The sequence below is a fragment of the Roseovarius confluentis genome (assembly GCF_002917925.1).
In the GTDB taxonomy this organism is placed as follows: Bacteria; Pseudomonadota; Alphaproteobacteria; order Rhodobacterales; family Rhodobacteraceae; genus Roseovarius; species Roseovarius confluentis.
In genome coordinates this window covers 1-14,900 of sequence record NZ_PPFE01000008.1, presented here as the reverse complement: position 1 = coordinate 14,900, position 14,900 = coordinate 1, and the positions used below count along the sequence as shown (strand labels likewise).

The following is a 14,900-nucleotide window of genomic DNA, read 5'->3' as shown; positions in this document are numbered from 1 at the left end:
AGGCACCTGATGGAAATGCTTATCTGGCTCGGGGCGGCGGTCACGCTGGCCGGTCTGGCCCTGCTTGTCTGGTGCATCCTGCGCGTGATCCGCGCCCGTCGCGCCGGGTTGTCCGACGACGATTTGCGCGCCACGCTGCAAAAGATCCTGCCCGTCAATACCGGGGCGCTCTTCCTGTCCGTGATCGGGCTGATGCTGGTGGTGCTCGGGATCGTGCTCAGCTGACTGCGCCGCCGAAAAAGCGCCGGCCGAACTTGACCATGTCTTCCAGCATCGCGGGCGGCGTCCACAGCTCCGGCCCCAGCGGTGCCAGCGCCTTCATCGTCCGCACAAGGCCCAGCGGCCCGCCCGTTTCCGGCCCGATATCGGCCCAGAGCAGCGGCCCGCCCCGCGCGATGTCAAAGCCATAACCCTTGACCATGCACAGGTCCACGTCCGAGGCCCGCGCCACGGTGCCGTCGGCGATCATCCGTGCGGCTTCGGCCACCAACGCCGCGTGCAGCGCCCGATCCAAGGCAACATCCGGCAGCTCGGGCAGGTCGCGTTGGCCCTCGCGCCAGGCCTCCAGCCACCTCGCCAGCCCCGGATCAGGGGCCAGCGCCTGGCCTTGGGCGGCATGGAACCCCTGTCCAGGTGTCTTGCCAGCAGCCACCGCGTCGGCGCGCGCGTCCAGCAGGGCCAACTCCGGCACGCTGCCGAAAACCCGACGCAGACGCGCAACCGTCACACCGATCCCATCCGTCTCGATCAGCTCCAGCGGCCCGCGGGCAAAGCCCAACTGCCGCGCCGCTTCCTCGACCGCATGCGGATCGGCCCCGGCCCGCATCAACGCCAACGCCGCCCGCTGCACCGCCCCCATCAGGCGGTGCCCAATCATGCCGGGACGGTCCGCGCTGCGCAGCACGACGCGCCCGGACCCCGCGAAATACCGCATGACGGTCATGACCGCATCCGGCGCCGCGCCGTCGGGCACCGCCAGTTCGACCAGCGGCAGCGCATAGGCCGGGCGATAGGCCCGCAGCGCCAGCACCTCGACCGCCGCGCCCAGTTGCGCGCGTCGCTTCGACGCGCCGTCGCGCCCCGATATCAGGCACCATACCGCTCCCTTGCGCACGGCCGCCGCGCCGGGATCGCCGCCACCATCGTCCAGCACAAGGTCGGCGGCCATCAACACGACCGGATTGCTTCCATGACTCAGCCGGGCCAGCCGCGCATCGCGCTCGTCCGGCGCCATCCGCTTTCGCGCCACCGCGCCTTCGTAAACGGCCCGCACACGCGCCGCGACCGCCGCGCTCGCCGGGCCGGGTGCCAGCACCGCCACGCGCTGACCGCGATCAAGGCAATGCACCGCCAGTTCGGCCAGCACCGGGTCCGATCCGGCCAGCACAACGGTGCCGATTTCACTTGCCCTGCCCTCCTGCGCCTCGGGCCAGGCTCGGGCGCGCCGCTCGGCAGTGTATAGATGCCGGGACGCGCGCGCATCCGGACGCGCCAGACACGCTTCAAAGGCCGCGGTCTCGAACTGCAATCCTTGTTCATAGGGCAAAAGCTGCGCCGCCTCGACACAGCGCAGGATGTCGGCCTCGGCGGTGTCACCCTTCCGCAGTCGGGCAGAGACGTCCGCGACCGCGCCGCGATAAGCGGCCGGGTCGGAAAATCCCCGGTCGATCTGGCTGGCCCGGGCAAAATCCGGCGCCTGCGCAAAACGCCGCGCCGTGGCCAGCGCGGCTGCCATCGGCGCCTCCTGCGTCACTTCGGCGAACAGTTTGGCCAGGCGCGGCTCCCCCGCTTCGATTGACCGTCCCGACAACAGGAACTCCAGCGCCACTTGCGCTCCCAGCAACCGCGGCAGGCGCTGCGTGCTGCCGCCGCTCGGCATGAGGCCCAGGCTGGCCTCGGGCAGGGCCAGTCGGCACGTGTTGCGCGCGACCCGCGCATGTGCCGCCAGCGCCAGCTCGAATCCCGCGCCAAGGGCCATTCCCTCCAGCGCCGCGACAACAGGCTTGGGGTGGGTTTCGATTTTGCGCGTCAACGCATCGATCCAGGGGGTGGCCAGCGGGCCATCGTATTCCGAGAGGTCGACGCCGGAACAGAACGTGTCTCCGGCCCCGGTCAAAACCACCGCGCGCGCACCGGAGTCTTCGGCGGCGCGGTCCAGGGCCGCGGCCAGGTCGCGCCGCATGCCAGGTGACAAAGCGTTCGCCTCGCCCCGCGACAAGCGCAGGACGGCCACCCCATCGGCCAGCTCGTAAATGACTTCGGACACTGCTCTTTTGCGCCCCGGTGCGCCTCAAACCATGCGCGGATTAGACCCTCTCGGCGGGGGGCTGCGCAATTGTTTTGATCCGAAGCGGCAGCGTTCAGACCGGCATATTCTCGAACTGTGCCTCAATCGCCTCATCCAGAAGCGTCTCGTTCAAACGCCGCATCTCCGAAGGCACCTGCTCACCGGCCTCGCGCATCTGGCCCAGAAGCCCCGCCAGCCGCGGCTGAAGCCGATAGCGCTCGCACTCGCTCAGGTCCAGGATTTGTCGGTGCAACTGCTTGATTTCCTGTGTCAAACTGGTCATGGCGTCTCCTCCCAAGTGCAGCCCGCCGCATCCGGTCCATGTAACCGCAGGCCTTGCTCCACAACCATAACATGAAGCGGGCTCGCAATAGAAGCATCGCGGACCCGATATCGACGGTATTTGCAGCTTTCCGCGCGTCTTGGGCAGTATTTGGGCAAATGCGCCGGAACGGGTGTCAGATTGTGGACGTCAGAGCAGCGCCGCAACGGCAGGTTTTCCCCCTGCCCGTTCGCGAAGGTAACGCCTGCGATTGGTCACGAGACAACGTCGACGCCGCGGCCGAGCGATGGCTAAACGGGTCCCACGGCGCGGGCGCCCAATGGGTTCATCCAAGGCTCGGGCCGCCGGGCATCGGCAAGTCTTCATCCCCGCCGTCAGCCTCGAACCGGGCGGCGGCGCGGGCAAGCTCCTCCTCCACCAACGTATCGAGACCAACATTATCGTCGCCGTCCGGCGAGGGCAGATCAGGCAGACCACCCATTTCCGGCAGGTGGGGAAGACCGCTCATATGGTCCGGTCCCTCGATGCCGGGCAGATCCGGCAAGTCCATCCCCCCACCCGGCAAATCGGGCAGTGCCCCGTCCGAACCATCAAACCCCGTCATACCACCCTCCAAGGGCGCGGACAGCGTGGCCGGGCCGCCTGTCTCGGGCGCAGAGCCTCGCGCGCCATTGATCGCGCCTTCCTCCGCATCGCTTTTCAGCACCAGTCGCACCGCGCGAAACCCGTTGAGCTGGCCCAGCTTGGCCGCGGCCACCTTGTGACCTTTCGCGCCGATCACGCGCGCGCCGGTCACCGTATCAGGTGAGAGTTTCAGCACCGTGCCCGGAGTCCAGCGGCAGATGTCACTCAGCGGCAGGCGGATCGGCGCAAGCACCGCATCCAGCATAACCGGTGCGTTCATCGCGTTTTCTTCCAACTTTCGCGCCAACGTGTTGCCACCCGGCTCCTCGACCTCCGGCACGGGTGGGGGTTCAGGCAGGATCAGTTCCATCATCCCGGTCTTTGCACCAGGTCCGAAATCCACGCTGAGGCGGTACAGGTCATAGTCCGGGGCCCACAGCGCCAACGCCAGCGCGCGCCCGTTCTCCACCCGGTCGCCAAACCGGAAGCGGGCCGCATCCGGCATCCTGTCACAGGCATTCACCTGCTCGGCATAGCTGTCCAGCACCGCATCCATCAGCGGTTGCACGATGGCCGCGTCGGTGGGGGTGAAGGAGCGGGGTTTCGCCTCACCCTGCCGGACCTCCCCCATCAGCTGTACCTCGATCAGGGCCATGACGAACTGCAGGTTCAATTTGATCGCGCCGGGCGGTCCCTCCAGCCCGTCCAGCAGGATCAGCAGTCCGTCGTCGCCCGCCAGTGCCTCGATCCCCGTCAGGGCCACGCTTTCATGTTCGACCATGCGCACGACCAGCGGCAGTTCGAACTGCGCCGCCGCTTCCTTGGCGAGTGCCAGGCGCAGCGCCTTCGTCGGCGACATCTCGCGCGCGTCGAATTCGTCACGGGCCACCTTGGCCTTGCGATGAATGACCGATGCGCTGCTGGCGGGCTCTGCGCTCATGACCTGTTTTTGCCCCCTTCTCTTGCGCCCGGCACCCACGCGGGAAACGCGGCCGCGCGCCATGTTTCGCCCCGGCCAGGTCCGGACGATTTGCGGCAGTTAACTGCAAGAAGGTTACGATTGGATTTATGGCCGCGCTACTGCGCCGCCTCCGCCGCGCCCGCTTCGGCCACCGGAAGGTAAACGCGGAATGCCCCGCCCGTCTGCCCCGGCAGGTACTCCACTCCGCCGCCCAACCGGGCCATGATTTCGCGGCAGATCGCCAGCCCCAGCCCGGCCCCACCGGCCTTGTTCTCGCTCACGCGCGAGAATTTCTCGAAGATCGTCCCCTGCTGACCCGCCGGGATACCGCTGCCATTGTCGATGAAGTCCACCAGCAGCATACCGTCACGCTCGGCCACGCGGATATCCAGCCGCGGCGCGTCGGCATCGCAGTATTTCCGTGCATTCGACATCAGGTTGATGAACACCTGCGCCAACCGGTTGGTGTCGGTGTACAGCCTCACCTGGTCCGCGCCCGCGTCGCGGCCGACCGTCATGCTGTTGTCCGAAAGCCCGGCAGCCGTCTCGGCCCGGTCCAGCAGTGCACCGAGGTTCCCCTCCTCGAGGTTCAGCACGATCTGTGCGTTCTCCAGCACACTCAGGTCCAGCAGGTCGTCCAGGAGCCGCGTCAACCGGATGGCCTCGTCGTGAATGATCGAGGCATAGCGGCGCTGTCCTTCGGGCGGCATCTCGCCCCCGTCGCGCAGGATCTCGGAAAACGCCCGGATCGACGTCATGGGCGTGCGCAACTCGTGGCTGATCTGGCTGAGAAACGCGTCCTTCTGCACCGAGATCTGGGTCAGCTTCTCGTTGACCTGCCGCAGTTGCCGGGCGGTGCGGGCCTGTTCTTCGGTCTTCATCTCCAGCTGGCTGGAATATTCCATGATCTGCGCGGTCTCGTCGGCCACCGCCATCAGGTCCTGCACCGACACGCTGGCGCCGCCCACGATCTGGCTGATCATCGCGTGGGCCGTCGCGGCGCCCACCGAGCCGGCCAGCGACCGCTCCAGCCGGCTCAGGAAATCGGGCGTGGGTTCCGGCAGGTAGCCACTCATGCCCTGTTCGCGCGCCACCTCGCCGAACAGCGCCTGCGCCTCCTGGGCGCCCATGATCCGCTGCGCCATGATCATCAGGTCCTCGCTCTGGACCAGGCCCCCGGTCCAGCCACCCGACGGCGCCGAATGGTCGAACACGTTGACGAACTGCGCGCCCTGCAACCGCTCCACCGGCTGCGGGAAACTGATCAGCGAGACAAAGACGAACACCACGATGTTCAATGACAGGCTCCACATGAAGGCATGCACCACCGGATCCATCCCCGCGGCACCGAACAGAGCTTGCGGGCGCAGCCACGCCAGGCCCAACAACCCGTTCTCGAGCACCCCCTGCGGCATCACCGCCGAGGCGCCGAAGCTGGGCAGAAACAGGCTGTACATCCAGACCGCAAAGCCGACCGCCAGCCCTGCCAGCGCCCCGCGCCGGTTGGCCCCGCGCCAGAACAGGCCGCCCAGAAGCGCCGGCAGGAACTGCGCCACGCCGACAAAGGAAATCAGCCCGATCGCCGCCAGCGCTGCGCCGCCGCCCGACACCCGGAAATAGAGATACCCCAGGAAGAGGATCACCATGATCGAAAGCCGGCGCGCCCGGATCGCCACCGCCCGCACGTCGCCCGAGACGACGGCGCTGCCCCCCGTCATATGCAGCCACACGGGCATGACCACGTGGTTCGACACCATCGTCGACAGGGCGATGGCCGCCACGATCACCATCGAGGTCGCGCTGCTGAACCCGCCCAGAAACGACAAAACCGCCAGACCCTCCTGCCCGTTCTCCAGCGGCAGCGTCAGCACGAAAAGGTCCGGGTTCGCGCCCGCCGGGCTGAGGTCGAGGCCCACCGCCGCGATCGGCACGACGAACAGGCTCATCAGCATCACGTAGGTCGGGAAAGCCCATGAGGCGGTGCGCAGATGCCCCTCCTCTTCGTTCTCCACCACCATCACCTGGAACATCCGCGGCAAGCACATGAAGGCCGCCGCCGACAACAGCGTCAGGCCCACCCAGCGGCTACCTGGAACCTCCCACCGTGCGATGGCGCTCTGGTCGATCCGGGCCAGCGTCTGCTCGACACCGCCCGCGAGCCCCCAGACCACGAAGATACCGACCGCCAGAAGGGCACACAGCTTCACCACCGCCTCGAGCGCGATGGCCATGACCAAGCCGTGATGCCGCTCGTTGGCGTCAAGGTTCCGGGTGCCGAACAGGATCGTGAACACCATCAGGCCGATGGCCACCCACAGGGCCACGCCGGTTTCGCTGATCTCCCCGGTATGGGTCGGATCAACAGCGGCAAAGGCGGCAAAGGATATCGTCACCGACTGCAATTGCAGGGCGATATAGGGCGTCGACGCGATGACGGCGAGCACGGTCACGAACACCGCCAGCGCGTTGGACTTGCCGAAGCGGCTGGAAATCAGGTCGGCAATCGAGGTGATCCGCTGACTGCGGCCGACCCGCACCATCTTGCGCAGGGTCCACCACCAGCCCACCATCACCAACGTCGGGCCAAGATAGATCGTCAGGTATTCAAGCCCCGACCGCGCCGCAAAGCCCACCGCGCCATAGAATGTCCAGGCGGTGCAGTAGATTGATAGCGAAAGCGTGTAAACGATGGGAGAGCGCAGCCAGGTGCCTCGCCCCCGTGCCGCCGCCCGGTCCGCGGCGAACGCCACGCAGAATAACATCGCCACATATACAAGGCTGACAAGGACAATGACGTTCAGAGCACCCATTCATCCCTCCCGGGACACATGCACCTGCTCGTTCGCGTCGCCGGCGGGATCTCGATTTACGTCCGCATCGGGCCCCGACAACCGCCGCGACACGATCCAGCCCAGCCCGATCAGCGCTGTCCAGCACAGGAATATGTAGAACATCACCATCACCGTGCGCGCGCCGTCGCCCGATTTCCACAGAAGCGGCAACACGAAGATTCCCGCGCCCAGCACGGGCAACAGCCGGGCGGCATCCATGGCACGGCGTTGAAAGTAGGCCCGCCGCGCTAGGAAAACCGATCCGCGCTTGGGGCTCATGTCGGCACCAGCGCACGCACGGCGTCCAGCACCTCGGCATTGGAAAACGGCTTGGTCATGTACCGGTTGGCTCCGGCCCGCTCGGCCATCTCGAGGTCCTTGGCCTGGCCCCGCGCCGACAGCATCAGCACAGGCAGGCTTGCAAACTGCGCCTCGGCCCGGATCTCGGACAGGATGTCGAAACCGCTCTTGCCCGGCAGCATCACGTCCAGGATCACCACGTCCGGCTCGCGCGCGCGGACAGCCTCCATCGCGTTCTGCCCGTTGGCGTGGGTCTTCACCTCCCATCCGTCACGGGACAGGATAAAGCTCACGGCCTCGATGATATTCTGTTCGTCCTCGATCAGAAGCACGGTCTTGCCCATCCAACCGGCCTCCCCTCCGATCAATATCCTCTCCCGTCCGCCGACTATTGCGAAACTCTTTGGCTCTGTCAAAAGAACATATCCTAGAACGCGTTCTTCAGAACCGATCGCTCTCGCCGCGCCAGGCAGCCTTCGATCGGACAGATCCGGCAGGTCACCCCCACGGGCCGTGCCTCAGCCCGATCAGGCCCGCGCCGCTCGGGCAGCAAAAGCATGTAGGCCCGCGTCAGCGGCGGGTTATCGAACCCTGCCGGCACCGTCTCTTCGGCCACCGCCAAGGCCCTCACCCGCAAATCGCCCTGCAACAGCACCGCCTGCACCGGGCGGGCGGGCTGACCCAGTACCTCGTAAAGCGGCCACATGGCACACCCCGCCCCGCTGCGCGGCGTGGCGAACCCCATGACCGTCTTACGCAGAATTAGCGCCCCCGCGCCATCCACCACGATCAATCCCACCGGCCCCACCATTTCTTCGGGCAGCAAGGCCAGGCGCCGGAACACCTGCGCCAGCGACCTGCCGGTGGCGCGCGCGATAGCGTCGGGCGCCGGGCCATGGGCCGCCAGCTGCGCCTCCATCTCGTCACGCGGCAGCGCGCGGGCATCCTCAAGCACTTGCGTCAGCGCCACCCGGGCCAGCGCCCGCGCCGCTTCGTTCTCGACCTCCGAAACAATCGCCTCGATCCGCGCTTCCGCGCCCCAGCCCTCCAGCTGGGGAAAGTGAAAGTCGTGGCGTTCCAGGAACGCGTGCATTTCGTCCTGCGGCGATGTCACCTCCGCGCCGGCCTCGGGTGCGGCCTCCAGGTAACGCATCAGCGCCTCGGCCCCCTCGGCCAGCCGCGCGCCGTCTTCATTGATATTGCGGTGAAACCGCATCTGCCATTCGGGCTCCAGTTCCCGCGTCTCGGCCAGGATCGAGGCGGTCGACCGGATCGACGTCACCGTGGAAATCACCTCGTGCAGCGTTGCCGACAGTTCCGGGTCATGCGCCAGACGCTCGCTCAACGCCTTGACTGTCCGTTCAAGCGCGTCGCGCTGCTGGCCAAGATCCGCCAGCCGCCCCGCCCAGCCGGGAAAGCGTCCGACGAACTCCTCGACCCTGTCCAGTTCAGGCGCAGTCACGGAGAAATCGCCGCCGGTCTTGGCCTCGCCCGCCGCCTCCTGCAAAGCCGCCAGAAGGTGCGATTGCACGCCTTCGGTCAGTGTTGCGGGCTCGACATTCAGGGCTTCGGCGATCTGCAACAGCGTGCGCCCGCCGATTCGACGCCGGTTATGCTCGATAAGGTTGAGGTAGCTGGCCGAGATTCCCGCCGCCTCGGCCAGTTCGGCCTGCTTCAACCCGGCCACCAGCCGCCGTTGGCGGATGCGCGTGCCTGCCATACCGGTCTCTGCCATTGGCACTTGCCCTTTGAATCAATCGTCTTCGTTTCTGCCTGAAAACTAATTTACAGATTTCTGCACTGCGTTGAAGATTTTATTTACAAAAAAAGCGTTTGCCCCAAGGCGCTTGTTGAACGGTTTTCGACCCCCTCCAATAATGCCGATAGCACACATGTGCATCCGGCCGGGCTTGAGGAGGCCCGTCCAGGAAGAAACTCTAGGGAGGGATTCAATGTCCAAAACTGACCTCACGCGTCGTGGCCTGCTCAAGACCAGCGCCATCGCCGGCGCCGGCGTCGCGCTGCCGACCATCTTCACGGCAAGCTCCGCCGCCGCCTTCACCAACGAACCCACGGGCGACACCGTCACGCTGGGCTTCAACGTACCGCAGTCCGGCCCTTATGCCGACGAAGGCGCGGACGAACTGCGCGCCTATGAGCTGGCGGTCGAGCACCTGAACGGTGGCGGCGACGGCGGCATGATGAACACCTTCTCGTCCAAGGTGCTCGAAGGTGCGGGCATCCTCGGCAAGAAGGTCGAATACGTCACCGGCGACACCCAGACCAAGGCGGACGCCGCCCGCGCATCGGCCAAGTCGATGATCGAGAAAGACGGCGCGGTGATGATCACCGGCGGTTCGTCCTCGGGCGTGGCCGTGGCCGTGCAGGCGCTCTGCCAGGAGGCCGGCGTCATCTTCATGGCCGGTCTCACGCACTCCAACGACACCACCGGCAAGGACCGCAAGGCCAACGGGTTCCGTCACTTCTTCAACTCGTACATGTCGGGTGCCGCGCTTGCGCCGGTGCTGGCCAACGCCTACGGCACAGACCGCAAGGCCTATCACCTGACCGCCGACTACAACTGGGGCTACACCACCGAGGAAGCCGTGCGCGCCTCGACCGAGGCCATGGGTTGGGAAACCGTCGCCGCCGTGAAAACGCCGCTGACGCAGACCGACTTCTCGTCCTACATCGCGCCGGTGCTGCAATCGGGTGCCGATACGCTGATCCTGAACCACTACGGCGGGAACATGGTCAACTCGCTGACCAACGCCGTGCAGTTCGGCCTGCGTGACAAGCAGGTGAACGGCAAGGACTTCCAGATCGTGGTTCCGCTCTACAGCCGCCTGATGGCCAAGGGTGCCGGCGCCAACGTGAAGGGCATCTTCGGCTCCACCAACTGGCACTGGTCGCTGCAGGACGAAGGCTCCAAGGCATTCGTCAAGTCGTTCGGCACCAAGTACGGCTTCCCGCCGAGCCAGGCCGCACACACCTGCTACGTCCAGGCGATGCTCTACGCCGATGCCGTGCAGCGTGCCGGTTCGTTTGCCCCCTGCGCGGTCGCCGAGGCCCTGGAAGGCTTCGAATTCGACGGCATGGGCAACGGCAAGACGCTCTATCGCGCCGACGACCACCAGTGCTTCAAGGACGTGCTGGTCGTGAAAGGGAAAGAGAACCCCGAAAGCGAATTCGACCTGCTCGAAATCGTCGAGGTGACCCCGGTCGACCAGGTGACCTACGCCCCCGATCACCCGCAGATGGGTGGCGCGGAGGCGAGCCTGGGCGAGTGCAACGACGGCGCCTGATCGCACAGGTCTGACCTGACAAGATCCGACGCGGGCGCCCTTGTCGCGCCCGCGTCCACCACCAAGCCGGACCACGCGCCCCGCGCGCGTCCGTGATCAAAACCGGTATATCTGCAAACCCGAGGGGCACCCCGATGGAAGCCATCATCCTGCAAGTTCTCAATGGGCTGGACAAGGGCTCGGCCTATGCGCTGATCGCGCTCGGCCTGACGCTCATCTTCGGCACATTGGGCGTCGTGAACTTTGCGCACGGCGCGTTGTTCATGATCGGTGCGTTCTGCGCCGTCACGCTGAGCCGCATACTCACGCTCTCCCGCACCGTCGTCGACGAAACGCAAACCGACTTCCTCGGAAACCCGCTCGAAGTCCAGGTACCGTATGTCTACGATTGGTTCGGTCAGGCCACGGGCGATGCCATCATCGACTGGGCCGTTCCGCTGTCGATCCTCTTCGCCATTCCGGTGATGATGCTGATCGGCGTGATCATGGAACGCGGGCTGATCAAGCATTTCTACAACCGCCCCCATGCCGACCAGATCCTCGTGACCTTCGGCCTCGCCATCGTGCTGCAGGAAATCATCAAGTTCTACTACGGCGCCAACCCGATCCCCACGCCGGCCCCCGATGCCTTCCGCGGGTCGCTCGATTTCGGCGCCATGATGGGTCTTGACCCCAACGTGGTGATCTACCCCTACTGGCGGATCATCTACTTCGCCTTCGCCGCCGTGATCATCGGCGCGGTCTTCGCCTTCCTGCAATTCACCACCTTCGGGATGGTGGTCCGCGCCGGCATGGCCGACCGCGAGACCGTGCAGCTGCTGGGCATCAACATCGACCGCCGCTTTACCATCATGTTCGGCCTTGCCGCCGCGGTGGCGGGCCTTGCAGGCGTCATGTACACCCCGATCAACTCGCCGAACTACCACATGGGGATGGATTTCCTCGTGCTCAGCTTCGTGGTCGTCGTGGTCGGCGGCATGGGCTCGCTTCCGGGCGCCGTTCTGGCCGGGTTCCTCCTGGGCATCCTGGAAAGCTTTGCCTCCATGCGAGAAGTGCTCGAGATCCTGCCCGGCATCAACCAGATCATCATCTACCTGGTTGCCATCATCATTCTACTGACACGTCCGCGTGGCCTCATGGGCCGCAAGGGCGTCATGGAGGACTAAGCCATGCTCGGTCTCGACAAGAAAGACTTCCGCCTGCTTCTGATCGTGCTGATCATCACCATGCTGGCGCCCTTCATCCTGAACCCCTTTCCCGAAGGCTCCGGCCTGGCGCAGTTCAACGCGGGCTATCCCGACCTGATGCAGCGCTTCGTGATCTTCGGGATCTTCGCCATCGGGTTCAACATCCTCTTCGGCCTCACGGGCTACCTCTCCTTCGGCCACGCGGCCTTTCTGGGGGTCGGTTCCTACGCGGCGATCTGGATGATGAAGCTGGTCACGCTGAACGTCATCCCGGCGATCATCCTCGGCGTGATCATCGCGGGCCTCTTCGCGCTGGCGGTGGGGTTCATCTCGCTGCGCCGTTCCGGGATCTACTTCTCGATCCTGACACTGGCCTTCGCGCAGATGTCCTATGCCCTGGCCTACTCGGTCCTGACGCCGATCACCGGCGGCGAGACGGGCCTTCAGATCAAGTCCACCGACAGCCCGCTGCTGTCGAATCTCGCCGACGGCGAGATCGGCCGCGCCAACCTGTTCGGCATGGACATGCGGGCGGGCTTCGACATCTCCATGGGTGACTGGCTCTTTACGATCAACGCCGGATACTACATCGCGGCGGTCTTCATGATCATCGCATTCTACCTCTCGATCCGCATCTTCCGCTCGCCCTTCGGCACCATGCTGCGCGCGGTGAAGTCGAACCAGACCCGGATGTACTACACCGGCCTCAACGCGCGGCCCTACACGCTGGCGGCCTTCGTGATCTCGGGCATGTATGCCGGTCTCGCGGGTGGCCTTCTGGTGGCGATGGACACGCAGGCCGGCCCCGAACGCATGTTCTGGACGGCCTCGGGCGAGGTCGTCCTGATGACGATCCTCGGCGGCGCGGGCACGCTTATCGGCCCGGTGCTGGGCTCGGGCGCGATCAAGTACATGGAAAACATCCTCAGCAAGATCAACAAGGACATCCTGCACGAATGGTTCGCCTTCATGCCCGATGGGCTCGAGGATTTCGTCATCACCCTCGTCTATCCCTTCATCGGCAAGGGCTGGCACCTGACCCTGGGCCTCATCTTCATGGCCGTGGTGATCTTCCTTCCCGGCGGCCTCGTCGAGGGCGGACAACGCATCGGGCGTCTGCTTCGCGGCAAGAAAGCGAACCCGGACGACGAAAAAGCCACCCAATCCACACCGGCCGAATAAGGAGCGACGACAATGGGTATTCTTGAAGTCAAGAACGTCAACAAGCGCTTCGGTGGCCTGCAGGCCCTGGGTGACGTGAACCTCAGCGTGGCGGAAAACACCTGCCACGCCATCATCGGCCCCAATGGGGCGGGCAAGTCGACCCTGCTCAACTGCCTGATCGGCAAGCTCATCCCGGATACCGGCTCGGTCATGTTCGACGGCCAGTCGGTACTGGGCCGCAAGCCCTACCAGATCAACCAGATGGGCATTTCCCGCGTGTTCCAGACGCCCGAGATCTTCGGCGACCTGAGCGTGCTGGAAAACATGATGATCCCGATCTTCGCCAAGCGCGACGGCGCCTTCCGCATGCACGCGCTGGCGCAGGCCACGAAGGAAAAGGACATCGTCGAGCAGGCCGAGCACATGCTCGAAAGCCTGAACCTCGCCGACGCCCGCCACGACCATGCGGCCGCCATGTCGCGCGGCAACAAGCGGCGGCTGGAAATCGGCATGTGCCTGGCACAGAACCCGCGCCTGCTCTTGCTGGACGAACCCACCGCCGGGATGGCGCGGGCCGATACCAACAATACCATCGACCTGCTGAAGCAGATCAAGGACGAGCGCGACATCACCATCTGCATCATCGAACACGACATGCACGTGGTGTTCTCCTTGGCCGAGCGCATCACCGTCCTGGCCCAGGGCACGCCGCTGGTCGAGGATACACCGGACAAGATCAAGGGCCACCCCAAGGTCCGCGAAGCTTACCTGGGCGAAAGCGCCTGACCGCCATGCCACGAACGCCCCGGACTTGATCCGGGAGCCTGCCCCGGACCTGATCCGGGGCCTCGCCCCCACTGCAAGAGGTCCCGGATCAGGTCCGGGACGGGAGGACACGAAAAATGAACGTCAAACCCGACTTTTCCAAGCACCGCAACCACGCCGAAACGGCGCCCGCTTTCCTGTCGGTCTGGGGCATGCAGGCCTATTACGGCGAAAGCTACATCGTTCAGGACATCTCCTTCAACGTCCACGAGGGCGAGATCCTGGCCCTTCTGGGCCGCAACGGCGCGGGCAAGACCACCACGCTGCGTGCCATCGCCCGCATGGACACGCCGCAGGTCAACCACGGCGAAATCTGGCTGGACCACCAGCCCCTTCACAATATGAAAAGTCACGAAGCCTCGGCCGCCGGCATCGGCCTCGTCCCCGAGGATCGCTGCATCATCCCCGGCCTGACCGTCGAGGAAAACCTGCAACTGGCCCAGATCGCCCCGCCCATCGGCTGGTCCCTCGACCGGCTCTACGAGCTTTTCCCGCGCCTCAAGGAACGCCGCCGCCAGGAAGGCGTGACGCTCTCGGGCGGTGAACAACAGATGCTCGCCGTCGCCCGCGCCCTGGCCCGGGACATCAAGGTCCTGCTGCTCGATGAGCCCTACGAGGGCCTCGCACCCGTCATCGTGGACGAGATCGAAAAGACCCTGCGCATCATCAAGGAACAGGGCATCACCACGATCCTCGTCGAACAGAACGCGGTACGTGCCCTTGAACTCGCCGATCGCTGCATCATCCTCGATACGGGTGGCATCGCCTTCGACGGGACCGCGTCAGAGGTGCTGGAAAACGAAAGTCTCCGCGCCGAGTATCTGGCCATCTGACGCCAACCTCCCTAGGCTGCCGCCAGGAGAACGCCCGCCCCGCCGCCGTCTCAAAGGCGGAGCGGGCCTGCAAGACATTCAAGACCACCGAGGGAGGAACCATGTCCGATAAAACCTATGCGCCCAGTGCCGATTTCGCGGCGAATGCCCATGTCGACGCGGCGAAGTACGACGAGATGTACGCCGCCTCGATCAAGGACCCCGAGGCGTTCTGGGGCAAGGAGGGCAAGCGCGTCGACTGGATCAAGCCTTACTCGAAAGTGAAGGATGTCGATTACACCTACGGGAACGTCTCCATCA

The 14,900-nt window shown here is 65.3% G+C and carries 14 protein-coding genes; 7 read left to right on the top strand and 7 right to left on the bottom strand.

The window, feature by feature from the left end; all coding sequences use genetic code 11:
* Window positions 1-9: 9 nt before the first annotated feature.
* Window positions 10-225, top strand: coding sequence for a hypothetical protein (locus tag C2I35_RS16265; protein WP_103764122.1), 216 nt, complete (start codon window positions 10-12; stop codon window positions 223-225).
* On the opposite strand, the gene C2I35_RS16260 is transcribed toward C2I35_RS16265, so the two are convergent.
* From C2I35_RS16260 to C2I35_RS16230, 7 genes are all read right to left on the bottom strand, one after another.
* A complete protein-coding gene (locus C2I35_RS16260) occupies window positions 218-2,266 on the bottom strand; it encodes an enoyl-CoA hydratase/isomerase family protein (RefSeq protein ID WP_103764121.1) in 2,049 nt (682 codons plus the stop codon). The genes C2I35_RS16265 and C2I35_RS16260 overlap by 8 nt on opposite strands.
* 94 nt (window positions 2,267-2,360) lie before the next feature.
* On the bottom strand, window positions 2,361-2,570 hold the full coding sequence (locus C2I35_RS16255) for a hypothetical protein (RefSeq protein ID WP_103764120.1): 210 nt from the start codon (window positions 2,568-2,570) through the stop codon (window positions 2,361-2,363).
* Between the two features lie 325 nt (window positions 2,571-2,895).
* The gene (locus tag C2I35_RS16250) at window positions 2,896-4,134 is read right to left on the bottom strand and encodes a FliM/FliN family flagellar motor switch protein (RefSeq protein ID WP_170067243.1); all 1,239 of its coding nucleotides are present in this window, start codon (window positions 4,132-4,134) and stop codon (window positions 2,896-2,898) included.
* A gap of 137 nt (window positions 4,135-4,271) precedes the next feature.
* The gene (locus tag C2I35_RS16245; RefSeq protein WP_103764118.1) at window positions 4,272-6,965 is read right to left on the bottom strand and encodes a sensor histidine kinase; all 2,694 of its coding nucleotides are present in this window, start codon (window positions 6,963-6,965) and stop codon (window positions 4,272-4,274) included.
* Window positions 6,966-7,265: a hypothetical protein gene (locus C2I35_RS16240; protein ID WP_103764117.1), complete on the bottom strand. Its 300-nt coding sequence runs from the start codon at window positions 7,263-7,265 to the stop codon at window positions 6,966-6,968.
* Window positions 7,262-7,630, bottom strand: a complete 369-nt coding sequence (locus tag C2I35_RS16235) for a response regulator transcription factor (protein WP_103764116.1) — start codon at window positions 7,628-7,630, stop codon at window positions 7,262-7,264. The genes C2I35_RS16240 and C2I35_RS16235 overlap by 4 nt, the downstream gene beginning before the upstream one ends.
* 83 nt (window positions 7,631-7,713) lie before the next feature.
* On the bottom strand, window positions 7,714-9,021 hold the full coding sequence (locus C2I35_RS16230) for a helix-turn-helix domain-containing protein (protein ID WP_103764115.1): 1,308 nt from the start codon (window positions 9,019-9,021) through the stop codon (window positions 7,714-7,716).
* Window positions 9,022-9,238: 217 nt separating this feature from the next.
* On the opposite strand from C2I35_RS16230, the gene C2I35_RS16225 reads away from it, so the two are divergent.
* The 6 genes from C2I35_RS16225 to C2I35_RS16200 all read left to right on the top strand — a co-directional run.
* Window positions 9,239-10,591 carry a substrate-binding protein gene (locus tag C2I35_RS16225; RefSeq protein ID WP_103764114.1) on the top strand — a complete coding sequence of 451 codons (1,353 nt, stop codon included), beginning with the start codon at window positions 9,239-9,241 and terminating at the stop codon, window positions 10,589-10,591.
* 134 nt (window positions 10,592-10,725) lie between these two features.
* The gene (locus tag C2I35_RS16220; RefSeq protein WP_103764113.1) at window positions 10,726-11,757 is read left to right on the top strand and encodes a branched-chain amino acid ABC transporter permease; all 1,032 of its coding nucleotides are present in this window, start codon (window positions 10,726-10,728) and stop codon (window positions 11,755-11,757) included.
* A gap of 3 nt (window positions 11,758-11,760) precedes the next feature.
* Window positions 11,761-12,960 (top strand): branched-chain amino acid ABC transporter permease, encoded by a 1,200-nt coding sequence (locus C2I35_RS16215; RefSeq protein WP_103764112.1) that lies wholly within the window; start codon window positions 11,761-11,763, stop codon window positions 12,958-12,960.
* A gap of 12 nt (window positions 12,961-12,972) precedes the next feature.
* The gene (locus tag C2I35_RS16210) at window positions 12,973-13,728 is read left to right on the top strand and encodes an ABC transporter ATP-binding protein (RefSeq protein WP_103764111.1); all 756 of its coding nucleotides are present in this window, start codon (window positions 12,973-12,975) and stop codon (window positions 13,726-13,728) included.
* Window positions 13,729-13,844: 116 nt separating this feature from the next.
* A complete protein-coding gene (locus tag C2I35_RS16205) occupies window positions 13,845-14,600 on the top strand; it encodes an ABC transporter ATP-binding protein (RefSeq protein WP_103764110.1) in 756 nt (251 codons plus the stop codon).
* A gap of 101 nt (window positions 14,601-14,701) precedes the next feature.
* Window positions 14,702-14,900: acetyl-coenzyme A synthetase N-terminal domain-containing protein (locus tag C2I35_RS16200; RefSeq protein WP_281255074.1), on the top strand; the 199-nt coding region annotated here is incomplete at its 3' end.